The organism is Saccharomonospora piscinae (assembly GCF_005862235.1).
GTDB classification, from domain to species: domain Bacteria; phylum Actinomycetota; class Actinomycetes; order Mycobacteriales; family Pseudonocardiaceae; genus Saccharomonospora; species Saccharomonospora piscinae.
The window spans coordinates 711,083-737,527 of record NZ_VCEK01000004.1 but is presented as its reverse complement, the minus strand read 5'-3'; the positions used below and the strand labels follow the sequence as shown (position 1 = coordinate 737,527).

General features: G+C 73.1%; 2 protein-coding genes. Both read right to left on the bottom strand.

The genetic code is table 11. From position 1 onward, the window contains the following. Positions 1-2: 2 nt before the first annotated feature. The gene (locus FFT09_RS19245) at positions 3-10,808 is read right to left on the bottom strand and encodes a type I polyketide synthase (protein ID WP_138383533.1); all 10,806 of its coding nucleotides are present in this window, start codon (positions 10,806-10,808) and stop codon (positions 3-5) included. 2 nt (positions 10,809-10,810) lie between these two features. Then, the gene (locus tag FFT09_RS23160) at positions 10,811-26,404 is read right to left on the bottom strand and encodes a type I polyketide synthase (RefSeq protein ID WP_208544457.1); all 15,594 of its coding nucleotides are present in this window, start codon (positions 26,402-26,404) and stop codon (positions 10,811-10,813) included. Positions 26,405-26,445 lie beyond the last annotated feature (41 nt).

Here is a 26,445-nt window from a genome sequence, read left to right as displayed (position 1 = left end):
GTTCATGAGATGCCGAACTCCTTGCCCAGCAGGTCGAAGAGCTCGTCGTCGGTGGCCTCGTCGAGTTCGCCGTCCCGCCCGGTGTCGGTGGCCGTCTCGGTGCCGTCGCCCCACTTGGCGAGCACGTCGTGCAGGCGCAGCGTGATCTTCGTGCGTTCGGCGTGGTCGGCGCCGACGTCGGCGAGCAGCGCCTCCAGCCGGTCGATCTCGGTGAAGATCGGGGTCGTGATCTCGGCGGCCTCCTCGGGCACGATCTCCGAGCGCAGGTACCCGGCCAGCTCCGTGGGGGTCGGGTAGTCGAAGACCGCGGTCGGCGGCAGCCGGAGCCCCGTCGCACCGTTGAGCCGGTTGCGCAGGTCGACGGCGATGAGCGAGTCGAACCCGAGTGTCTTGAACGACTCGTGGGGGCCGACCGCGTCGGTCGAGGCGTGCCCGAGCACCGACGCGGCCAGCGAACGCACGAGATCGAGCACGACGCGGTCGCGTTCGGACTCCGACAGACCGGCCAGGCGCTGCGCGAGCGCGTTCGGCGACGCCGCACCCGCCGCCGCGGCGGCCCTCGGAGCGGGCACCCGCACGAGCTTGCGCAGCAGCGGCGCGACGCCACTGTCCACCGCCTGCGCCCGCAGCGCCCCGAAGTCCAGCCGGATCGGCAGGAGCACCGGCTCGTCGAGCGCGGCGGCGAAGTCGAACAACGCGACACCCTGCTCCTCGGTGAGCCCCAGCATGCCGCCACCGCTCATCCGCCGGACGTCGGTGTCGCTCAGGTGCCCGGTCATGGCGCTGCCCTGCTCCCAGTAGCCCCACGCGAGCGACGTGGCCGCGTGCATGTGGACCTTCCGGTGCTGCGCGAGTGAGTCGAGGAAGGCGTTGGCCGCCGAGTAGCCCGCCTGCGCGGACCCGCCGAACGTGGCCGTGGCCGAGGAGAACAGGACGAGCGCGGCCAGCGGACGGCTCCTGGTCAACTCGTGCAGGTTCATCGCCGCGTCGATCTTGGGCCGGAGCAGGGCGTCGACCCGCTCGCGGGTCAGGGAGGTCAGCACGCCGTCGTCGAGCACCCCGGCCGCGTGGACGACGGCGGTCAGCGGATGCTCGGGCGGGATCGCGTCGAACGCGGCGGCCAGTGCGTCGTAGTCGGCGGCGTCGCAGGCGAGGACCTGCGCGGTGGCACCGACTTCGGCCAGGTCGGCCACGAGGTCCTCGGCTCCGGCCGCGGCGGGACCCTGCCTGCTCAGCAACATCAGGTTCCGGACGCCGTGCTGGGCGGCGAGGTGCTTGGCGAACAGCCCGCCGAGCAGGCCGGTGCCGCCGGTGATCAGTACCGTTCCCTCGGGGTCGAGCCCTTCCTTGGCCGGCGCGTCCGCCCGTGGTGCGGTGCCGGTGAGCCGGGGCGCGAGGACCAGGCCGCCGCGCACGGCGAGCTGCGGCTCCGCCGACATGACGGCGGCGGGGACCACCGCCCACGACGACTCGGCATCGTCCACGTCGACCAGCAGGAACCGGCCCGGTTCCTCCGACTGCGCGGACCGGACGAGACCCCACAGCGGCGCGGCGGCGAGGTCGGGGACGTCCTCACCCAGCCTGGTCGCGAGCGCACCACTGGTGAGGAACACCAGGCGCGTGGCGGAGAACCGCTCGTCGGCGAGCCAGTCCTGCATCAGGTCGAGGGCTTCGCCGGTGAGCCGGTGCGCGGTCTCGGCGACCTCGGTGCCGGAACCGCCGAACGCCGCGATGACGACGTCCGGGGGCGAGGCGCCCTCGTCGACCTCGGCCGCGAGTGCCGCCAGGCTCCGGTGCCCCTCGACCCGCACTCCGCCGATCGTCGTACCGCCCTGGTCGAACGAAGCCGGGTCCGCGCCGAGCACCGCCCAGCGCTGCCCCGGCACGGACTCGGCCGAGACCGCGACCCCCGTCCACTCCACCTGGAACAGCGAGTCGCGTTGCCCGTTGCCCGCCGCCCTGAGCTGCTCGGGCTCCACGGGCCGGAGCACGAGCGACTCCACGTCCGCCACGGGCGCACCGGTCGCGTCGGCGATCGTGAACCCGATGCCGCCCGGACCGGACGGCGAGAGCCGCACGCGCAGTTCGGTGGCGCCGAGCGCGTGCATCCGCACCCCGCGCCACGCGAACGGCATGCGGGGCTTGTTGTCGTCGTCCTCGCTCGCCTTGCCCGCGCGGAACTCGTCGAGCCCGCTCGCCTGCAACGCGCCGTCGAACAGCGCGGGGTGCAGGCCGAACTCCCCGGCGTCGGAGCGCCCGTCCTCGGGCAGCGCGACCTCCGCGAACACGTCCTCGCCGCGCTGCCAGGCCGCCCGCATTCCCCGGAACAGCGGCCCGTAGTCGAAGCCGAGCTTGGCGGCGTCGTCGTAGGCGCCGTCGAGCTCGATCGGAACCGCTCCGGCCGGAGGCCACACGGTGAGGTCGGAGCCCGCCGGGTCGGTGGGCTGAGCGGTCCGCAGCACACCGGCGGCGTGCCGCAGCCAGATCTGGTCGTACTCCACGTCGGCCGGCCGGGAATACACCGTGAACGGGCGCCGCCCGGCCTCGTCCGGCGCGTCGACCACGAGCTGCAGCTGCGCGCCCGAGCCCTCGGACAGCGTCAGCGGCGCCTCCAGGGTCAGTTCGTCGAGCACGTCGCAACCGAGCTGCCTGCCCGCGCGCAGCGCCATCTCGACGAATCCCGTTCCCGGGACCACGATCGTGCCCTTGACACCGTGCTGCGCGAGCCACGGCTGCGTCCGGGAGGAGAGCCTGCCGGTGAACAGGAAACCGTCCGTGTCGGCCAGCGGCACCCCGGCGACCAGCATGGGGTGGTCGGTGGCGCCGAGCCCGATCGAGGCCATGTCGCCGACGGACGTGGCCGGGACGGGCAACCAGTACCGCCGGTTCTGGAAGGCATACGTCGGCAGCTCCACCTCGCGCGCGCCGCGCCCGGCCAGCGTCGCGCGCCAGTCGACGGCCGCGCCGTGCGCGTGGCCGGTCGCCAACGACGTGAGGAAGCGCCGCAGGCCACCCTCGTCACGGCGCAGCGTTCCGGTCACGACGGCCTCGGCGCCCGCGTGCCCGATCGTCTGCTCGGTGGGCATGGTCAGCACCGGATGGGGGCTGACCTCGACGAAGAGCCGGTGTCCCTCGCCCAGCAGCGTCCGCGTGACCTGCTCGTAGTGGACCGGCTCCCGGAGGTTGTCGAACCAGTAATTCGCGTCGAGTTCGGCGCCGTCGACGAGCTCGCCCCGGGCCGTGGAATAGATCGGTACGTTCCCGGAGGCCGGGCGCACCGGCTCGAGCACGTCGAGCAACTCGTCCCGCAGGCCGTCGACCCGGGCGCTGTGAGTGGGAATGTCGGCGACCCGCCGCGCGCGGACGTCATCGGACTCGCAACGCCGCATCAGCTCGGCCAGAGCCTGTTCGTCACCCGCGACGTTGAGCAACGACGGCGCGTTGAACCCGGCGAGCGTCAGCCTGCCGTCCCATTCCGCGAGCAGCTGCTCGGCCTGCGCGACCGGCAGCGCGAGCGAGACGATGCCGCCCTGGTGCGCCAGCCGGTCGGCCACGACCCGGCTGCGGCAGGCGATCACCCGTGCCGCGTCGTCCAGCGACAGCGCGCCGGCCACGTACGCGGCCGCGGCCTCGCCCTGGCTCGTGCCGACGACGGCCGCGGGCTCGACGCCGTGGCTGCGCCACATCGCGGCCAGTGACACCATGACCGCGAACAGGGCGGGCTGCACCACGTCGATGCGTTCGAGCGGCGGCGCGGACGGCAGGCCGCGCAGCACGTCGAGTACCGACCAGCCGATGTGCCGGGACAGCGCTTCGTCGCACGCGAACAGCTCGTCGCGGAACGACTCCGAGGCATCGAGCAGGGCCGTGGCCATCTCCGGCCACTGCGAGCCCTGACCGGGGAACACGAAGACCGGCTTCACGGCCGAGCGCGCGGAGCCGACGACGACGTCGGCCGACTCGCCGCCGTCCGCGAGCTCGTCGAGCCCGCGCAGCAGGGCGGGCCGGTCCTCCGCGACGACGATCCCTCGGTGCTCCAGCCTGGTCCTGGTGGTGGCCAGTGACAGCCCGAGATCGGCGAGCGCGAGATCGGTGTGGTCGTCGAGGTACGCGCGCAGCCGGACGGCCTGCTCCCGCAGGGCGTCCGCCGTCTTGCCCGACAGCACGAACGGGACGGGCCCGCCGGGGTCGGTCGGCTCGTCCGCGGCCGGGACGGCACCGGCGGGTGCCTGTTCGAGCACGACGTGCGCGTTGGTGCCGCTGATCCCGAACGACGACACCGCGGCCCGCCTCGGTTCACCGGTCTCCGGCCACGGAGTCCGCTCGTCCAGCAACGACACGGCACCACTCGACCAGTCCACCTTGGACGAGGGCGAGTCGAGGTGCAGGCTGCGCGGGAGCATCCCGTACCGCAACGCGAGGACCATCTTGATCACCCCGGCGACCCCGGCGGCGGCCTGGGCGTGCCCGATGTTCGACTTGATCGAGCCCAGGTACACCGGCCGGTCGGCGGGCCGGTCCTGCCCGTAGGTCGCCAGCACGGCCTGCGCCTCGATCGGGTCGCCGAGCACCGTGCCGGTGCCGTGGCCCTCGACCGCGTCCACCTGGCTCGGCCTGAGGTCGGCGGCCGCGAGCGCCTCGCGGATGACCCGCTGCTGCGACGGCCCGTTGGGGGCCGTCAGCCCGTTCGACGCGCCGTCGGAGTTGACCGCCGTGCCCCGGACCACCGCGAGAATCCGGCGCCCGTTGCGCTGCGCGTCGGACAGCCGCTCGACGAGCAGCATTCCGGCGCCCTCGCTCCACCCGGTGCCGTCGGCGGAGTCGGAGAACGACTTGCACCGGCCGTCGGAGGCGAACCCGCCCTGACCGGACATACCGGCGAACCCGGCAGGGGTCGCCATCACGAGCACACCGCCGACCAGCGCGAGCGAGCACTCGCCCTCGTTCAGCGCGCGCACCGCCATGTGCAGGGCGACCAGCGACGACGAGCAGGCGGTGTCGACGGTGACCGCGGGCCCTTCGAGCCCGAAGGTGTAGGAGATCCTGCCGGAGATCACACTCGCGGTCGTGCCGGTGAGGATGTAACCCTCGTTGCCCTCAGCGGCCCGCTGCAGCAGGCCCGCGTAGTCCAGGCCGCTCGCGCCCGCGAACACGCCGGTGCGCGAGCCCCGCACGGTCTCCGCGTCGATGCCCGCTCGTTCGAACGCCTCCCAGCTCAACTGCAGCAGCAACCGCTGCTGGGGGTCCATCGCGATCGCCTCGCGCGGCGAGATACCGAAGAAGTCCGGGTCGAAGTCACCCGGGGCGTCGAGGAAGCCGCCGCGCAGACCTTCCATGCCCCAGTGCCGTTCGGCCGGCACGTCGCCGATCGCGTCCTCGCCCTCGGAGAGCAGCCGCCACAGGTCCTCGGGTGTGCGCACCCCGCCGGGAAGGTGGGTGCCCATGCCGATGATCGCGATCGGCTCGTCGTACCGGGAGCGCGCCGTGACCGGGGCCTTCGTGGTATCCGTGGCCGGCGTGCCCGCGACCTCCGCCGCGAGGAACTCGGCCAGCACCGCGGGGGTGGGGTAGTCGAAGACGAGCGTCGCGGGCAGGCGAAGGCCGGTGGCCCCGTTCAGCCGGTTGCGCAGCTCGATCGCGGTCAGCGAGTCGAACCCGAGGTCGGTGAACGCCTGCTGTGGTTCGATCTCCGCCGGTGAGTCGTGCCCCAGCACGAAGGCGGCCTGCCCGACGACGAGGTCGAGCACGGCGGCGACCCGTTCGGTCTCGCCGAGCCCGGCGAGGCTGTCCCCGATCGACGACGTGGTCGCGGCGGCCCGTCGCTGCGGTGTCCTGACCAGACCTCGCAACAGCGGGGTGAGCCCCCCTGCCACCGCCGAGGAGCGCAGCGTCGCCATGTCGAGGTGGGCGGGCACGACCAGCGACTCGTCCGCCGCGCAGGCGGCGTCGAACAACTCGGCGCCCTCCTCGGCGGACAGCGCGACGATGCCGAACCGGCTGATCCGGTCGAGGTGCTGCTCGTGAAGTTGGCCCGCCATGCCGCTGCGCTCGGCCCACATCCCCCAGGCCAGCGACGTCCCGGGCAGCCCGTGGTCCCTGCGGTAGCGGGCCAGCGAGTCGAGGAAGAAGTTCGCGGCGGCGTAGTTGCCCTGACCGGCGCCCCCGAACTGCGCGGCCACCGACGAGAACACCACGAACGCGGACAGGTCCATGTCCTTGGTGAGCTCGTGCAGCGCCAGCGCGCCGTCCACCTTGGGTTGCAGCACCCAGTCGACGCGCTCGGCGGTGAGCGAGGTGAGGACGCCGTCGTCGGACACGCTCGCCGCGTGGACGACCGCGGTCAGCGGGTGCGCGTCGGGGATGGACGCGAACACGGACGCGAGCCGGTCGCGGTCGGCCACGTCGCAGGCTCCGAAGGTGACCGTCGCGCCGAGCTCGGCGAGTTCGGCGCGCAGTTCCGCCATTCCCTCGGCCCGCGCGCCGCGACGGCTCACCAGCAGCAACCGGCGCACACCGTGTTCGGCGACGAGGTGGCGGGCGAGTACCTGGCCGAGCGCGCCGGTCGCGCCCGTCATCAGTACGGTCCCGTCGCCACCGAGCTCCGGCAGGTTCTCCCTCGGCGCGGCGGTGATCCGCTCCAGCCGGGGCTGCCTCGCCTGGCCGTTGCGGATCGCGAGCTGTGGCTCGCCCGCGGCGAGCGCGGCCGGCAGTGCGGCCGCCGACGCCGACGTGGCGTCGAGGTCGATCAGGGCCAGCCGCTCGGGGCTCTCCGACTGCGCCGAGCGCAGCAACCCCCACACGGTCGAGGACCCGAGGTCCGCGATGCGGTCGGCGCCGTCGGTGGCGAGCACTCCGTGCGTGACGATCACGAGCCGGCTCGCGTCGAACCGGCGGTCCGCGAGGAACTCCTGTGCCAGTGCCAGCGCCCGCCGTGCGGCGTCGTGGGCGGCCTCGCCGAGCTCGTGCTCGTGGCCGGACGCGGGCGCGAAGTCGACGAGCACGTTGGACGGCGCGCGGGCGCCCGAGTCGATGTGCGCGCCGAGCTCGGCCAGGCTCGCGAAGTGGCCGCCCGCGGGCAGACCGGCCTCGTCGGGTCCGGAAGGCCCGACGAGGACACTGTCCGCGCTCGCCGCCGTCGCCGCCGCGGGCAGCGCGGGCCAGGCGACGCGGAACAGCGAGTCGTGGTGGCGGTTCTGCGCGGCGCCGAGCGCCGCCGAGGTGAGGGCCCTGCGCACGAGCGTCGCGACCGACGCGACCGGGGCGCCCGTCTCGTCGGCGAGCGCGACCGTGAGCGCGCCGCTGTCCGCGGGGGAAAGACGGACCCGCAGCGCCGACGCACCGGTGGCGTGCAGGGTCACACCGTTCCACGAGAACGGCAGCGGGGTGCCGCCAGCCTCGCCCGTGCCGTCGGCGTCCATCGCCGCGATGGCGTGCATGGCCGAGTCGAACAGCGCGGGGTGCAGGCCGAAGTCCCCGGCCTGTGCCGCGGTCTCCTCCGGCAGCGACACCTCGGCGAACACGTCGTCGCCGCGGCGCCACACGGCCCGCAGCCCCTGGAACCCGGGGCCGTAGTCGTAGTGGTATTCGGCCAGGTTCGGGTAGAAGCCGTCCCCGATCGGCACCTCGATCGCGCCCTCCGGCGGCCAGCTGGCGAAGGGCGCCCAGTCGGTCTCGTCGTCGCCGTCGGGGGTGAGCAGCCCGGTGGCGTTGAGCGTCCACGGATCGTCCGGCTCGGTGTGCTCGTCGCCGTCCGGCCGCGAGTAGAGGTTGATCGTTCTGGCGCCGGTGTCGTCGGCGTCGGTGACCGCGAGCTGGAGGGTGACGCCGCCGTGTTCCGGGAGCACGAGCGGCGTCTGCAGGGTCAGCTCGGCGACGTGCGGGCAGCCGAGGTGGTCTCCCGCGCGCACGGCCAGCTCGACGAACGCGGTCCCGGGCAACAGGACCGATCCCATGATGGTGTGGTCCACCAACCACGGGTGGGTGCGCGCGGAGAGCCGTCCGGTGAACAGCATTCCCCCGCCGTCGGCGAGGCTCACGGCGGCGCCGAGCAGGGGATGCTTGGCGGGGCCGAGCCCGAACGCGGTGGCGTCGCCGGTCCATTCCCCGGCGATCTCGGGCCAGTACCGCCGGTGCTGGAAGGCGTAGGTCGGCAGTCCGGTCCGTCGCGCGCCGGTGCCCGCGAAGAACGTCGCCCAGTCGACGGCATGCCCGCGCGTGTGCAGTTCGGACAGTGCGAGCACCGCCGCGACCGGCTCCTCACCGTCAGCCCGCAGGCTCGGCACGCAGCCGACGGTGTCCTCGGCCAGGCATTCTCCGGCCGCGGCCGTCAGGGTGGCTCCGGGCCCGATCTCCAGGATGGTGGTGGCGCCGTTCTCGCGCAGCGTGGTGACAGCGTCGGCGAACCGCACCGGTTCCCGGACCTGCCGCACCCAGTACTCCGGCTCGCCCCACTGCCCGGAGACCTGGTGCCCGGTCACGGTGGACACCACCGCCACCGTCGGCTCCGCGAAACTCAACCCCTCGCACACGGCGCGGAACTCGGCCAGCATCGGCTCCATCCGCGCCGAGTGGAAGGCATGGCTCACCCGCAGCCGCTTCTGCCTGCGCCCGGGGAAGCGCTCCACCACCGCGGCCACCGCGTCCTCGTCGCCGGACAGCACCACCGACGACGGGCCGTTGACCGCCGCCAGCGACACCCGCTCCGACAACCACGGGGTCACCTCGGCTTCGGTGGCACGCAGCGACACCATCGCACCGCCGGGCGGCAGCGCCTGCATCAGACGCCCCCGCGCCGTCACGAGCCGGCACGCATCCGCCAACGACAGCACACCCACCACATGCGCGGCGGCGATCTCGCCGACCGAGTGACCCACCACGAGATCCGGAGTCACACCCCAGGACTCCAGCAGCCGGGACAACGCGACCTCGACGGCGAACAGCCCCGCCTGCGCCCACATCGTCTCGTCGAGCCCGGCAGCGCCGTCGAAGACCACGGCACGAACACCGGGGCCGTCGCCGAGCAGACGGTCCAGCTCCTCGCACACCGCGTCGAAGGCCGCCGCGAACACCGGATACGCCGCACACAACTCACGCCCCATGCCGGCCCGCTGCGCGCCCTGGCCCGAGAACGCGAACGCCAGGCGCGTGTCCTCGAAGCTCACGCCCCGCGCCGTGTTCGGCGCGTCGTCACCGACGGCGAGCGCGCGCAGCCCGCGCATCAAGTCGTCCGCGTCCGCGCCGACGACCGCGGCCCGGTGCTCCAGCGCGCCGCGTCCGGTCGCCAGCGAGTACGCGACGTCCAGTGCCGTGGCGTCCCGGGACTCCAGCTCGGACAGCAGCGCCGCCGCCTGTGCGGTGAGCGCCTGTTCCGTGCGGCCCGCCAGTAGCCACGGCATCGCGGGCGCGGCCACGGGCTCGGCGCGCTCGGCGGTGTCTGCGGTGTCGGCGGTGTCCCTGTCGACCGGCGGCGCCTGTTCGATGATCGTGTGGGCGTTGGTGCCGCTCACCCCGAACGACGAGACGGCGGCGCGGCGCGGCCCGCCCGTCTCCGGCCACGGCGTGGCCTCGGTCAGCAGCGACACCGCACCGGCCGACCAGTCCACGTGCGGTGTCGGCTCGCCGATGTGCAGGCTCTTCGGCACGACCCCGTGCGACATCGCCAGCACCATCTTCATCACGCCCGCGACGCCAGCCGCCGCCTGCGTGTGGCCGACGTTCGACTTGACCGACCCCATGAGCAGCGGCCGTTCCCGCTCCTGGCCGTAGGTCGCGAGCACCGCCTGCGCCTCGATCGGGTCGCCGAGCACGGTGCCGGTGCCGTGCGCTTCGAGCACGTCGACCTGCTTCGACGACAGACCCGCGTTGGCCAGCGCCTGCCGGATCACCCGCTGCTGCGACGGCCCGTTCGGGGCGGTCAGCCCGTTCGACGCGCCGTCGGAGTTCACGGAGCTGCCCCGCACCACGGCGAGCACGTCGTGGCCTCCCGCGCGTGCGTCGGAGAGCCGCTCCAGCAGCAGCACGCCCGCGCCCTCGGCCCAGCCCGTGCCGTCCGCCGTAGCGGCGAACGCCTTGCACCGGCCGTCGGCGGACAGGCCGCCCTGGCGGTCGAACTCCGCGAAGATGCCGGGCAGGGCCATGACCGTGACACCACCGGCGAGCGCGAGGGAGCACTCACCCTGCCGCAGCGCCTGCACGGCGAGGTGCAGCGCCACCAGCGACGACGAGCACGCCGTGTCGACGGTCACCGCGGGCCCTTCGAGGCCGAAGGTGTACGCGACCCGGCCGGAGACCACACTGCTCGTGGTGCCCGTGAGCGTGTAGCCCTCGACGTCCTCGCGCGCCTGCTGCAACAGCATGCCGTAGTCCTGGTTGATGGCGCCCGCGAAGACACCGACCCGCTCCCCGCGCAACGACATCGGGTCGATGCCGCACCGCTCGAACACCTCCCACGACGTTTCGAGCAGCAGTCGCTGCTGCGGGTCCATCGCCAGCGCTTCCCGCGGCGAGATCCCGAACAACCCGGCGTCGAACTCGGTGGCTCCGCTGACGAACCCGCCCTGCCCGCCCGCGAGCCGCTCGACGTCCCACCCCCGGTCGTCGGGGATCGGCGAGACGGCGTCGGTGCCGTCGGAGACGAGCCGCCACAGGTCTTCCGGGGTCCGGATGCCGCCGGGGTACCGGCAGCTCATCGACACGATCGCGATCGGCTCGGGTTCGCCACCCTCGACCTCGTGCAGTCGCTGGCGAGTCTCGTGCAACTCGGCGGTGACGCGCTTGAGGTAGTCGAGGACCTTCTGCTCGTTGGCCATGGTCAGGACGCTCCGAGTTCGTTGTCGATGAACGCCAGTACTTCGTCGGCTGAGGCGGAGTCGAGCCGCCCCGCCACTTCCCGTTTCTCGTCGGCGTCCGCGGGTTCATCCAAGGTAGACAGCAGGCTGCGCAGGCGCGCACTGACCCTTCCTCGCGCCGTTCTGTCCTCGGCGAAGTCGGCCAGTGTCGCCTCGAGCCGGTCGAGCTCGTCGAAGACCGAGGTCGACGACGGCTGCGTGTCGCCGAGCACCTCGCCCCGCAGGAACGCCGCGAGTTCGACGGGTGACGGGTAGTCGAACACCAGCGTCACCGGCAGCCGCAGCCCCGTTCGCCGGCTCAGCTGGTTGCGGAGCTCCACGGCGGTGAGCGACTCGAAACCGAGGTCACGGAACGGCTTCTTGGGCTCGACCTCGTCGACACCGTCGTAGCCGAGCACGCCGGCCGCCTCGGTGCGCACGAGGGTGAGCAACGTCCGGTCCACTTCGGCCTCCGACAGCCCGGCGAGCGTGTCCGCGAAAGCCGCGGCGCGCTGCGCCCCCGCGGGCCCGTCGTCCCCTCCACCGGCGTCGAGCGCCTTGACCTCGGGAAGGTCCCCGATGACCGTGCTCGCCCGCGCGGCGGTGAAGGCGGGCGCGAAGCGCTGCCAGTCCACGTCCGCGACGAGCAGCGGCGCCTCGGCACGGCCGACGATCCCCGCCAGGGCCGCGAGCGCGGTCTCGGCGGGCAGCGCCGGAAGGCCCCGTTCGAGCAGCCAGCCGGAGCCCTGCGATTCGCCCTCGGCTTCCGGCTCGCCGGTCGCCCAGCTGCCCCACGCGATCGACGTGGCGGGCAGTCCGGCCGCCCTGCGCTGTTCCGCCAGCGCGTCGACGAAGGCGTCCGCCGCGGCGCAGGGTCCCTGCCCCGTGCCGCCCATGACCCCGGCGAAGGCGGAGAAGAGCACGAAGGCGTCGAGGTCGAGCCCGGCCACCGCGTCGTGCAGGTTCCGCGCACCGACCGCCTTGCCCCGCAGGGTCGTGGCGAGCTGGTCGCCGCTGATCGTGTCGAGCATGCCGTTGTCCAGCACCCCGGCCGCGTGGACCACGGCCCGAACGGGTACGCCGTCGTCCTCGCCCCGCGCGAGCGCGGTCAGCGCGTCCCGGTCGGCGACGTCGCAGGCGGCGAAGGTCACGCGGGTCCCCGCGGCGACGAGCTCGTCCCGCAGCCGCACTGCCGCTGGCGTGGTATCGCCCCCACGGCCGACCAGCACGAGGTGTTCCGCGCCGCGAGCGGCCAGCCAACGGGCGAGGGTGCCGCCGATCGCACCGGCGCCGCCGGTCACCAGCACCTTGCCCTCGGGGGTCCACTCGGGACCGGCCTTGGCCGGGGCGCGGCGCAGCCTCCGGGCCAGCACACCGGACCGGCGCAGGGCGAGCTGATCCTCGCCGTCGACACTGCCGAGCACCGCGCACAGCCGCTCGGCGAAGGCGGCGTACCCGTGCGCGGGGTCGGGCGCGACGTCGACGAGACCGCCCCAGCGATCGGGATGTTCGAGTGCGGCGACCCTGCCGAGTCCCCACACCGCCGCCTGCGCGGGGCTGGTGACGGGGTCGGTGTCTCCCGTCGAGACGGCACCCCGGGTGAGGCACCACAGGCGTGCGGTCAGCCCGGCATCGCCGAGGGCCTGCACGAGCGTGAGTGTCGCGGCCAGCCCGGCGGGGACCTCCGGCGTGTCGACAGCCGGTTCCTCGGCGAGCGCGAGCAGGGACACGATCCCGGCCGGTTCGGCCGCGAGTTCGCCCAGCAGCTCCGCGACGTGTGCGCGGTCGAGCCCGGCGTCGTCGACGGTCAGCGCCACCACGTCCGCCCCGTGGTCCGCGAGCGCGCTCTCGACGACGTCGACGAGTTCGTCGCCCTTGCCCGAGGCGGGAACGACGAGCAACCACCGTCCACCGACGTGCGCACCGGGTGCCGGTGACACGGCCTGCCAGGCGGGCCGGTAGCGCCAGCCGTCCACGGTGGACCGTGCGCTGCGCTGCCGGTGCCACGAGCCCAGCGCCGGGAGCACGGCCCCCAGCGAGGACCTGGTGGCCTCGTCGGCGAGATCGAGCGTGCTCGCGAGCGTGTCGAGGTCCGCGTGCTCGACGGCCTCCCAGAACGCCCCGTCCAGCGCGGTCCCGGCGCCGCTGCCGCGGGCGCCGCTCTCGAGCCAGTACCTGGCCCGCTGGAACGGGTAGGTCGGCAGGTCGAGCGCCCGCGCGGTCAGCGGGTCGTGGCCGCCGAACACCCGGGTCCAGTCGACGTCGACGCCGTGTGCGTGTGCCTCGGCGAGCGAGGTGAGGAACCGGTCGGCTCCCCCGTCGTCGCGACGCAGCGTGCCGACGGCGACCGCGGCTGTGGTACCCAGGGTGCCGTCGGTGCCCTCGGCACCCTCGGTGTCCTCGAAGACCTCTTCCAGGCCGACGGTCAGCACGGGATGCGGGCTGACCTCGACGAACACCTCGTGTCCCTCGGCGAGTGCCGCGCGGGCGGCGGCCTCGAACTCGACCGGCCTGCGGAGGTTGCGGAACCAGTAGCCCGCGTCCATGCCGCTGGTGTCGAACCGCTCGCCGGTCACCGTCGAGAAGCACGGCACCTCGCCGGGCCCCGCGGTGACGGAGGCGAGCGCCTCGGCCAGCTCGGTCTCGATCTCGTCCACCTGCGCCGAGTGCGACGCGATGTCGACGGCGATGCGCCGCGTCCGCACGCCGTCCTCGGCGCATCCTGCGGCGAACTCGTCCAACGCGTCCTGCGGTCCCGACACCACCACGATCCCCGGCGCGTTGACCGCCGCGACCGAGAGCGACCCGCCCGAGCGCTCGATCCTCGCCCGGACCCGGTCGACCGGCTCGCGGACCGAGAGCATGCCGCCGCGCCCGGACAGGGCGAGCAGTGCCCTGCTGCGCAGGGCGATCACCTTGGCTGCGTCTTGAAGGGACAGCGCGCCGCTGACGCAGGCCGCGGCGATCTCGCCCTGGGAATGACCGATCACCGCGGCGGGCTCGACGCCGTGGGCCCGCCACAGTTTCGCCAGCGCCACCATGACCGCGAAGAGGATCGGCTGGATCCGGTCGACCCGGTCGACCCCATCAACCTCATCGGGGCTGTCGCCGTCCCGGCCGGGCTCGCCTCCGATGTCCTCACCGTCGCGCAGCGCGTCGAACACCGACCAGCCGAGGTGGACCTCCAGCGCGTCGGAGCACGCCTTGAGCTCGGCACGGAACACCGGCGCGGAGTCGAGCAGCGCCACCGCCATGCCCGCCCACTGCGAGCCCTGACCCGGGAAGACGAAGACCGGCTTCGGCCGCGTCCCGGCACGGCCGCGGACCACCCTCGGTGCCTCGCGGTCGTCGAGCAGCGCGTCCAGCGCCCGCAGCGCCTCGTCGCGCCCGGCGGCGACCACGGCGGCGCGGTGGTCGAGACTGGCCCGGCCCAGCGCGAGCGCGTGGCCGACGGCGCCGACACTCGCGTCCGCGTTGTCCGCCAGGTACGACCGCAGTCGCCGCGCCTGCGCCACGAGCGCGTCGGACGAGCGGGCCGAGAGCAGCAGCGACACGGCGTCGCTGTCGAGCACCGGCTCGCCGGACTCCGGCCACGGTTCGGGTTCGGGAGCCTGTTCGAGAATGGCGTGTGCGTTGGTTCCGCTGATCCCGAACGCCGACACCGCCGCCCGGCGCGGCCTGCCGGTCTCCGGCCACGGCAGCTGCTCGGTCAGCAGCGACACCGCGCCTGCCGACCAGTCGACCTGCGACGAGGGCTCGTCGACGTGCAGTGTCCTCGGCAGGACGCCGTGGCGCAGTGCCAGCACGGTCTTGATGAGCCCGGCGACGCCCGCGGCGGCCTGTGCGTGCCCGATGTTCGACTTGATCGAGCCGAGCCACAGCGGCCGGTCGGTGTCCCGATCCCTGCCGTAGGTGGCCAGCAACGCCTGCGCCTCGATCGGATCGCCCAGCGCCGTGCCGGTGCCGTGTGCCTCGACCGCGTCGACGTCCGCCGTGGACAGCGCGGCGTTGGCCAGTGCCTGCCTGATCACGCGCTGCTGGGAAGGGCCGTTCGGGGCGGTCAGTCCGTTCGAGGCGCCGTCGGAGTTCGACGCGGAGCCGCGGACGACGGCGAGCACGCGGTGCCGGTTGCGCCTCGCGTCGGAGAGCCGCTCCAGCACGAGGACACCGCCGCCTTCGGACCATCCGGTTCCGTCGGCGGCGTCCGAGAACGCCTTGCACCGGCCGTCCGGAGACAGTCCCTGCTGTTTGCTGAACTCCGCGAACACGCCGGGGGTCGCCATCACGGTCACGCCGCCCGCCACCGCGAGCGTGCACTCGCCCGACCGCAGCGCCTGCGCGGCCAGGTGCAGCGCGACCAGCGACGACGAGCAGGCGGTGTCCACCGACACCGCGGGCCCCTCGAAGCCGAACGTGTACGCGACCCTGCCGGAGATCACGCTCGTCGCGGTGCCGGTGAGGGCGTGGCCCTGCACTTCCTCCGAGGTCATCCTGCCGCTGCCGTACGAGGAGAAGGCGGCACCGACGAACATGCCGGTGCGGCTGCCCCGCAGCTCGGCCGGGTCGATACCCGCGTGCTCGAAGCTCTCCCAGGTGGTCTCCAGCAACAGCCGCTGCTGCGGGTCCATCGCCAGTGCCTCACGCGGCGAGATACCGAAGAATCCGGCGTCGAACTCGCCCGCGCCGTCGAGGAACCCGCCCGAGAACGGCGGGATGTCGTCGGCGTCGATGCGCCAGCCACGGTCGGTGGGCGGCGCGCCGATGGCGTCCTCGCCGTCGAGCACGAGCTGCCACAGCTCACCGGGCGAGGCGACCCCGCCGGGGAACCGGCAGCTCATGCCGACGATCACGATCGGATCGTCGTCCTCGGCCCTGGCGGGAGCCGCCTCCACGGTGTGGGTCTGTTCGACGCCGATCAGCTCGCCGAGCAGGAGCTCCGCCAGCGCCGTCGGGGTCGGATGGTCGAAGACCAGGGTCGCGGGCAGCCGCAGCCCGGTCGCGTCGGCGAGGTGGTTGCGCAGCTCCACGGCGGTCAGCGAGTCGAAACCCAGCTCCGAGAACGGTCGCGTCGCGTCGATCGCGTCCGGACCCGGGTGGCCGAGCACGGCGGCGGCGTAGCCGCGCACGAGTTCGAGCATCGTGCGGGCACGTTCTTCCGGCGACTGTGCGGCCAGCCGCTGCGTCCACGCCGACCCCTCGCCCGTGCCGGCCTGCCGCCTGCCGTCGACGCGGACCAGCTCGTGCAGCACGGGCGGCACACCGCCGCTCGCGGCGCGGCCACGCAGGGTCGGAAGGTCGAGCTCGACCGGCGCCACGGCGGGGCGAGCACCCCGGAGGGCGGCGTCGAACAGCGCCAGTCCCCGCTCGGGCGGCAGCGAGACGATGCCGGACCGGCTGACCCGCTCGCCGTCGTCGCCGAGCGCGCCCATCATGCCCCCGGCCGCCCACGGCCCCCACGCCGCCGAGGTCGCGGCGAGTCCCCGCGCGCCACGCAGCTCGGCGAGCCCGTCGAGGAAGGCGTTGGCGGCGGCGTAGTTCGCCTGTCCCTGCGCGCCGAAGACACCCGCGACCGAGGAGAACGTCACGAACAGCGACAGGTCCAGGTGCGCGGTCAGCTCGTGGAGGTGCCAGGCGGCGTCGACCTTCGGCCGCAGCACGGCGGCGAGCCGTTCGGGGGTCAGCGCGGTCACGACACCGTCGTCGAGCACACCGGCCGCGTGGACCACACCGGTGAGCGGGCGGTCGTCGGGGATGGCGGCCAGCAACCCGGCCAGCGCGTCCCGGTCGGCGACGTCGCAGGCGGCGAGCACCACGTCGGCACCCGCGTCGCGGAGCTCGTCGGCGACCTCCCGCGCGGCGGGGGCCTCGGCACCCCTGCGCCCGGCGAGCACCAGGCTGCGCACGCCGTGTTCGGCGACGAGGTGGCGAGCCACGCGACCGCCGAGCTCACCGGTGGCACCGGTGACCAGCACGGTGCCGTGCTGTGGCGCGGGGCCGGGCACGGTCAGCACGACCTTGCCGACGTGGCGCGCCTGCGAGATGTGCCGGAACGCCTCGGGTGCGCGCCGCAGGTCCCAGGTGCGCGTGGGCAGTGGCCGCAGTGCGCCCTGCTCGAAGAGGGCCAGCACGTCGGCCAGGATCCGCCCGGTCCGCTCGGGGCCGGTCTCCACGAGGTCGAAGGCCCGGTACGCGACGCCCTCGGGAGCCCGGGGGTCGGTCTTGCCCATCTCCAGGAACCGGCCGCCGTCGGCCAGCAGCCGCAGCGAGGCGTCGATGAACTCGCCGGACAGCGAGTTGAGCACGATGTCGACGCCGCGACCACCCGTGCCCTCGCGGAATCGCTGTTCGAAGTCGAGGGTCCGCGACGACGCGATCCGCTCGTCGTCGACGCCCAGGTCGCGCACGGTGTCCCACTTCGCCGGGCTCGCCGTGGCGAACACCTCGGCGCCCAGGTGCCGGGCCAGCTGCACGGCGGCCATGCCGACGCCGCCCGCGGCCGAGTGGACGAGGACGGACTCCCCCGGTCGCAGCCCGCCGAGCTCGACCAGAGCGTAGTAGGCGGTCATGAACGCGACCGGCGTCGAGGCCGCCTGCGCGAACGACCAGCCGTCGGGAATCCGCGCGAGCATCCGGTAGTCGGTCTGTGCCACCTGGCCGAAGCCGTCGGTGAGCAGTCCCATGACGCGGTCGCCGGGTGCGAACCCTTCGACGTCGGGGCCGACGTCGAGCACCACGCCCGCGCCCTCGATACCCATCGTCGCCGCGCCGGGATACATGCCGAGCGCGATGAGCACGTCCCGGAAGTTCACCCCGGCCGCACGGACCCCGACTCGCACCGTGGCACCGGTCAGCGGCTCGGTGACGGTGTCGTCGGGGGCCAGGGTGAGGTTGTCGAGCGTTCCCCCGCCGGTCGTGCCGAGCCGCCAGGACGCACCCTCCGGTGGCACGAGAGCCGCCGCCGACGCACGCCGCAGCCGCGGGACGGCGGCTTCCCCCGCCCGCAGCGCCAGCTGCGGTTCTCCCGTGGCCAGCGCGGCAGGCAGCGCGGAGGCGCTCGCCGGGTGGGTGTCCAGGTCGACGAGGACGAGCCTGCCCGGGTTCTCCGTCTGTGCCGAGCGGACGAGGCCCCACGCGGCCGAGCCCGCCAGGTCGGTGACGGCCTCGTTGCCCGTGGCACCGGACGTCACGACGACCAGCCGCGCCGAGTCGAGACCGTCGGCGGCGAGCCAGTCGCGGACCAGCGTCAGCAGGGTCTCAGTGCTCTCGTGTACGGCGGCGACCGGGTCGGCGGCTCGCTGCCCGATCGCGACGAGCACCGACGACGGCATCGCGCTCGTGCCCGCGAGGGCGGCGATCTCCGCCAGCTCGGCGTACGAGTCGAGGCCGAGCGGCGCGAGCCGGCCGGGCTCCCCGAGCACCACCATGCGGTCGTCGGGCACGCCCTCGGGCAGCGGCAGCGGCGGCCATGCCAGGTGCAGCATCGACCGGTCGGTGCCGTCGGAGGACTGTGTGCCTGCCTGCTGCGGCGGCCGGAGTGCCAGCGAGTCCACCGTGGCCAGCGGTGCGCCCTCGGCATCGGCGAGCAGCACCGCGCAGCCCGAGGCCGTGTCCGAGACGTCCGTGACGCGGACGCGGACCGTGCGGGCTCCGACCGCTGTCAGCGTCACACCGGACCACGCGAACGGCAGTCCCCACTGGGTGCCCGCCACCGACATGGGGTGCAGTGCGGCGTCCAGCAGCGCGGGGTGGATACCGAACCCATCGACCTCGACGTCGTCGGGCAGGGCGACCTCGGCGAAGGTGTCCGCGCCCCGGCGCCACACCGACCGCACGCCCCGGAACGCGGGCCCGTAGTCGAATCCGGCCTCCGAGAGACCGGCGTAGAAGTCGTCGACGGCCACGGCTTCGGCATCGCTCGGCGGCCATTCGCGCAGCCCGTCGGGGACCGTGGCGGGCGCGGGCGCGACGACACCGGTGGCGTGCAGGCGCCATTGCTCGTCGGCATCGGTGCTCGACCGCACGTTCAGCGAGCGCCGGCCCCTGTCGTCCGGTGCGCCGACGGTCAGCTGGACCGCCACGCCCTCCCGCTCGGTCAGCGGCAGCGGGGCCTGCAACGTGAGCTCCTCCACGAGCCCGCAGCCGACCTGCGCGGCGGCGTGCAGTGCGAGTTCGACGAAGGCCGTGCCCGGGACGAGGACGGAGCCGAGTACGACGTGCTCGGCGAGCCACGGGTGAGTGCCCGCCGACAGCCGCCCGGTCAGCACGAGGCTGTCGTCCTCGGCGAGGGTCATGGCGGCGCCCAGCAGGGCGTGCTCGGCGGAGCGCAGCCCGAACGAGGTCGGGTCACCGCTCCAGATCGTGGTGCCCGAGGGCCAGAACCGCTCGTGCTGGAAGGGGTAGGTCGGCAGGTCGGTCCGTCGCGCGCCCGAACCGGCGAAGAACGCCTCCCAGTCGACGGTGCGGCCACGGACGTACAGCTCGGCGAGCGCGCCGACGAGAGTCCTCGGCTCGTCGCGATCCCTGCGCTGCGACGGGATCACATCGCCGTCGGCCAGGGCCGCGAGCGCACCGTCCGGTCCGATTTCGAGGATGGTGGTGGCGCCGTGTTCGCGCAGCGTGGACACGGCGTCGGCGAAGCGCACCGGCTCGCGGACCTGCCGCACCCAGTACTCCGGCTCACGCCACTCCTGAAGGACCTGGTGCCCCGTCACCGTGGACACCGCCGACACACCCGCCTCCGCGAACGACAGGCCCTCGGCGACGGTGCGGAACTCGTCCAGCATCGGCTCCATCCGCGCCGAATGGAACGCATGACTCACCGTCAACCGCTTCTGCTTGCGGTCCTCGAACTGCGCAACCACAGCCGTGACCGCATCGCCGTCACCGGAGAGCACCACCGACGACGGACCATTCACCGCCGCCAACGACACCCCGTCCGACAGCAAGGGGGCGACCTCATCCTCGGTCGCCTGCAACGACACCATCACCCCACCAGTGGGCAGGGCCTGCATCAACCGACCCCGCGCCGCCACCAACCGGCACGCATCCACCAGGTCGAGCACACCAGCCACATGCGCGGCGGCGATCTCACCGATCGAATGCCCGACCACGAAGTCCGGGTTCACACCCCAGGACTCGACGAGCCGGAACAACGCCACCTCGACGGCGAACAGCCCGGCCTGCGCCCACATCGTCTCGTGAACGCGCTCGTCCCCACCGAAGACCACCTCCCGCACCGACACCTCAAGGTGCCGGTCCAACTCACCGCACACCGCGTCGAAAGTGTCCGCGAACACCGGGAAAGCCGCATACAGCTCACGGCCCATCCCGGTCCGCTGCGCGCCCTGACCCGAGAACGCGAAGGCGAGCTTGCCCGGTTCGACGGTGCCACGGACGACGTGCGGCGAGGTGCCGAGTTCGACGAGATCTGCCGCGTCGAACACGACGGCACGATGCGACAGCGCGTCCCGGCCGGTCGCCAGCGAGTAGCCGATGTCGGCGCGGGCAGGGCGCAGGTCCTCGGGGTAGGAATCCACCTGCCGCGCGAGGGATTCGGCCTGCGCGCTGAGCGCGGCGGGCGTCCTCGCCGACAGCAGCCACGGCACGACGGGCAGTTCCCGCGCCGCCGGGACGGGCTCGGCCTGCTCGTCGGGCACCGATTCGAGGATCACGTGCGCGTTGGTGCCACTCACCCCGAACGACGACACGGCGGCCCTGCGCGGTGTCCCGGTCTCCGGCCACGGCACGGCCTCGGTCAGCAGCGACACGGCACCGGCGGACCAGTCCACGTGCGGCGTCGGCTCATCGATGTGCAGGCTGCGGGGCAGCATGCCGTTCCGCATCGACAGCACCAGTTTGATCACGCCGCCGACCCCGGCGGCGGCCTGGGCATGCCCCATGTTGGACTTCAACGAACCCAGCCACAGCGGAGGCCGGTCGTCGGGCCGGTCCTGGCCGTAGGTCGCGAGTACGGCCTGCGCCTCGATCGGATCGCCGAGCACGGTGCCGGTGCCGTGCCCCTCGACGGCGTCCACCTCGGACGCGGAGAGTCCCGCGTCGGCGAGCGCCTGCCGGATCACCCGCTGCTGCGACGGCCCGTTCGGCGCGGTCAGCCCGTTCGACGCGCCGTCCGAGTTCACCGCCGAGCCGCGGAGCACGGCCAGCACGGGATGCCCGTTCCGGCGCGCGTCGGACAGCCGCTCGACGAGCAGCACGCCGACGCCTTCCGCCCACCCGGTGCCGTCCGCCGCGCCGCCGAAGGACTTGCACCGGCCGTCGGTGGCCAGTCCGCGCTGCCTGCTGAAGTCGACGAAGGTGGAGGGCGTCGCCATGACGGTCACGCCGCCCGCGAGCGCCATGGAGCACTCGCCCGCGCGCAGCGCCTGGGCCGCGAGGTGCAGCGCGACCAGCGACGACGAGCACGCGGTGTCGACGGTGAGGGCGGGCCCCTGGAGACCGAAGGCATAGGACACGCGCCCGGAGACGACGCTCGCGGCGTTGCCGGTGCCGAGGTGACCTTCCAGCGCCTCGGGCGACATGGCCAGAAGGTTCTGGTAGTCGTGCCCGTTGGTTCCGATGAACACGCCGACGGGAGCGCCCTCGTTCGACGAGGGGGCGATGCCCGCGCGTTCGAAGACCTCCCAGGTGGCTTCCAGCAGCACCCGCTGCTGCGGGTCCATCGCCAGCGCCTCCCGGGGCGAGATGCCGAAGAAGTCGGCGTCGAACTCGGTCGCGCCGTCGACGAAGCCGCCCTCGCGGCAGTACGACGTGCCCGGCTGCTCGGGGTCGTCGCTGAACAGCCGTTCGAGGTCCCAGCCCCGGTCCGAGGGGAATCCGGTCACCGCGTCCCCGCCCGAGGACACCAGCCGCCACAGATCCTCGGGTGACGCGACGCCGCCCGGGTAGCGGCAGCTCATCGCGACGATCGCGATCGGGTCGTCGTCCGCGCCGCGCGTCGTGACGGTGGCGGGCAGCGTGGCGGGCAGCGTGGCGGGGTCCTCGCCGAACAGCAGCGACCGCAGGTGTTCGGCCACCACGGCCGGGGTCGGGTAGTCGAACACGAGGGTGGCGGGCAGGGCCAGTCCGGTCGCGGCGGTGAGCTTGCCGCGCAGTTCGACGGCGGTGAGCGAGTCGAAACCCAGCTCACGGAACGCCTGGCCGGGCTCGACGGCGGTGATCGACGAGTGCCCCAGCACGCCGGCGGCCTCGGTACGGACCAGCTCGAGCAGATGCTCGTGCCGGTCCTCGGCCGTCATCCCCGCCAGCCGGGTGTGGAGCGCGGAGGACTGCTCGCCGTCCTGGTCGGCCTCGCCGGTGCCCTCCAGCGCCGCGCTGGCCTCCGGCAGCTCGTCGAACAGCGGCCACGCCCGCGCGGAGGAGAAGGCGGGAGCGAAGCGGGACCAGTCCACATCGGCCACCGCGACGACCGGCGCGGCACCACTGATCGCCCGGTGCATCGCGATGACCGCCAGCTCGGGAGCCATCGCGGGAAGGCCCTGGCGGAGCAGGTGCTCACCCGCGTGTCCCGCCGCCATACCGCCGTCGGCCCACGGCCCCCACGCGACCGCGGTCGCGACGAGACCGCGCTGCCTGCGCTGCTGCGCCAAGGCATCCAGATAGGCGTTCGCCGCCGCGTAGGCCCCCTGCAACCCGCTACCCCAGATGCTGGAGATCGAGGAGAACAGCACGAACGCGTCCAGCGTGTGCTCGCCGAAGACCGCGTCGAGGTTCGCCGCGCCGAGCACCTTCGCGTGCAGCACGTGGACGAACTCCTCGACCGTGACCTCGCTCAACGGCGTCAGCTGTCCGACACCGGCCGTGTGCACGACCGCGCGCACTCGCTCACCTTCGGCCTCAAGGCCACTCGCGAGACTCGCCAGCGCCGCACGGTCGGTGACGTCGCAGGAGACGACCTCGGCCCGCGCCCCGGAAGCCTCCAGCTCCGCGCACAGCTCGGTCGCGCCGGGAGCGTCGGCTCCGCGACGGCTGACCAGTACGACCCGGTCCGCGCCCTGAGCCACCGCCCACCTCGCGACCCGGGCCGCCAGCGCCCCGGTACCGCCGGTGATCAGCACGGTGCCCCGCAACGCGATCGGCTCGACCGTGTTCGCGGGCGCCTCGACGACGCGGCGCACGTAGACGCCGGACGACCGCACCGCCACCTGGTCCTCGGCACCACCGAGCACACCGCAGGCCCGGTCGAGAGCCCGCTCGTCGGGGTCGCCGGGAAGGTCCAGCAGTCCGCCCCACCGCTGTGGCTGCTCCAGGCCCACCACCCGGCCGAGGCCCCACACCTGGGACTGCACGACACTCGTCAGCGCATCGGCCCGGTTGACCGACACCGCGCCGCACGTGACACACCACAAGGGTGCCGACAGCGCCACGTCGTCCATGGCCTGCGCCAGCAACAGCGTGCCCGCGAGGCCCGCGGGCAGCACCTCGGCGCCCGCCACGGGCTCCTCGGCCAGGGCGAGCAGCGACACCACACCCGCCAGATCCGGGTGCTCGGCAGCGCTGGACTCCAGCAGCCCGGCCAGGCCCGTCCGGTCCAGCCCCTCGTCCACGGTCACCGGCACGACCCGCGCCCCGCGCGCCCGCAGTGCCGTCACCAGCGGATGCTCCTGCTGTCCCGCCGAGCTCACCACGAGCCACGATCCGCCGACGGAACCGCCGGAGACGCCGGCCAGCCTGCGCCAGTCCGCCGCGTAGCGCCAGCCATCCACAACAGACAGTTGATGCCGCTTCCGGCGCCACGACGACAGCTTCGGCAACACGGCCTTCAGCGGTTCGTCCTCCGACACCTCCACGTCCTCGGCGAGCGCGGCCACATCACCCCGCTCGACGGCGGCCCAGAACCGCGCGTCGTCGGCGGAGAGCTGCTCAGCACCCGTGCCGTCACCGTCGGGCGCCTCGACGACGGGCCAGTACCGCTCTCGCTGGAACGCATACGTGGGCAGCTCGACCGAACGCGCGCCCACGCCGTCGAAGTACGCCGCCCAGTCGACCCGCGAACCGCGCACCCAAACCTCGGCCAGCGCGGCCATCAGGCTCCGGGGCTCGTCCTTGCCGTCGCGCAGTGCCGGAATGACCTCGACCTGGTCGGCGGCCATGGGGGTGAGGACCGCGTCCGGCCCGATCTCCACACACCGCACCACACCACGAGACACCAAACACTCCACCCCAGCAGCAAACCGCACCGTCTCACGCACCTGCCGCACCCAATACCCCGGATCACACCACTCCCCCGACACCACACCACCCGACACAGACGACACCACCGGAACCCGAGGCGCCGAAAACTCCAACCCCTCCACCACCGAAGAAAACTCACCCAACATCGGCTCCATCCGAGCCGAATGAAACGCATGACTCACCCGCAACCGCCGATGCCTCCGCCCCTCAAACCCCACCAACACCGCCGACACCGCATCCTCATCACCCGACAACACCACCGAACCCACACCATTCACCGCCGCCAACGACACACCCTCCGACAACCACGGCACCACCTCGGCCTCCGACGCCTCCAACGCCACCATCACCCCACCCGAAGCCAACCCCGACATCAACCGACCCCGCGCCCCCACCAACACACACGCATCCCGCAACGACAACACACCCACACAATGCGCAGCCGCGACCTCACCCACCGAATGACCCAACACATAATCCGGCACCACACCCCACGACTCCACCAACCGAAACAACGCCACCTCAAACGCAAACAACCCCACCTGCGTAAACAACGTGTCATCCAACAAACCATCACCACCCCCAAACACAACCTCCCTCACCGAACCACCCACAACCCCATCCAACTCACCACACACCTCATCAAACACCCCCGCAAACACCGGAAACGCCTCATACAACCCACGCCCCATCCCCACACGCTGCGCACCCTGACCAGAGAACAAGAACCCCACCTTGCCCTCACCCACAACACCCCGCACCACACCCGACGACAACCCCACCAAACCAGCCGAATCCAACACCACAGCCCGGTGGCTCAACGCGGTCCTGGTCGCTGCCAGCGAGTAGCCGACGTCCACCGGATCAACGGCGCCGGCGTCCTCCGTGCCGATTCTGTCCAGATAGGACTTGAGCTTGTCCGCCTGCGCGTCGAGACCTTCCCGGGACTTCGCCGACAGCACCCAGGGAACGACCGGCAGCGTCTGCCGCGCCGGTCGCGCGACGGGTTCCTCAGCGGGGGCCGACTCCACGACCACGTGCGCGTTGGTCCCGCTGATCCCGAACGACGACACCGCGGCCCTGCGGGGCTCGCCGGTGTCCGGCCACGGCACCGGCTCGGTCAGCAACGAGACCGAGCCCGTCGACCAGTCGACCTCGGACGACGGCACGTCGGCGTGCAGCGTCCTCGGCAGCACACCGTGCTGGAGGGCGAGCACCATCTTCATCACACCGGCGACACCGGCGGCGGCCTGGGTGTGCCCGATGTTGGACTTCACCGAGCCGAGCCACAGCGGGCGCTCCCGGTTCCTGCCGTAGGTCGCCAGCAGGGCCTGTGCCTCGATCGGGTCACCCAGCTCGGTGCCCGTCCCATGGCCTTCGACGACGTCGACCTGGTCGACGCTGAGCCGCGCGTTGGCCAGCGCCTGCCGGATCACCTGCTGCTGCGACGGCCCGTTCGGCGCGGTCAGCCCGTTCGACGCGCCGTCCGAGTTCACCGCGGACCCGCGGACGACGGCGAGCACCGGGTGGCCGTTGGCGCGCGCGTCGGACAGGCGTTCGACGAGCAGCACGCCGACGCCTTCGGCCATGCCCATGCCGTCGGCCGAGTCGGAGTAGGCCTTGCACCGGCCGTCGCGGGCGAGGCCGCGCTGCCGGGCGAATTCGAGAAGCCCGCCGGGCCCCGCCATGACGGTGCTGCCGCCAGCCAGTGCCATGGAGCACTCACCGTTGCGCAGCGCCTGCACCGCGAGATGCAGCGCCACCAGCGACGACGAGCACGCGGTGTCGATGGTGACGGCGGGCCCGTCGAGGTCGAACGTGTAGGCGACCCGCCCGGACAGCACGGAGGTGACGTTGCCGGTGAGGACGTGTCCTTCGGAGCCGGACGAGCCCTCGGGCATGCCGTAGCCCTGGGTCGACGCGCCGACGAACACCCCGGTGGAGCTGCCGCGCACCTGCTCCGAGGGGATGCCCGCCCGCTCGAACGCCTCCCACGACGTCTCCAGGAGCAGGCGCTGCTGCGGGTCCATCGCCACCGCCTCGCGCGGTGAGATGCCGAAGAAGCCCGCGTCGAACTGGGGTGCGTCGTGGAGGAACCCGCCCTCGGTCGCGTAGACCTTCCCCGGCTTGCCCGGCTCCGGGTCGTAGAGGGCGTCGAGATCCCAGCCCCGGTCGGCGGGGAACTCGGTCACGGCATCGGTGCCGTCGGCGAGCAACTCCCACAGTTCTTCCGGCGTCGTCACGTCTCCGGGGTAGCGGCAGCTCATCGCGACGATCGCGACCGGCTCCGGCTCCTGGGCCGACGCCGCACGCAGGCGTTCCCGAGTCTGCTGGAGCTCGGCGACAACACGTGTGAGGTAGTCGCGAAGCTTCTGTTCATCCGACATGCAATACCCGTTCCAGTCCGAAGTGTGGGATGGCCGCCGTT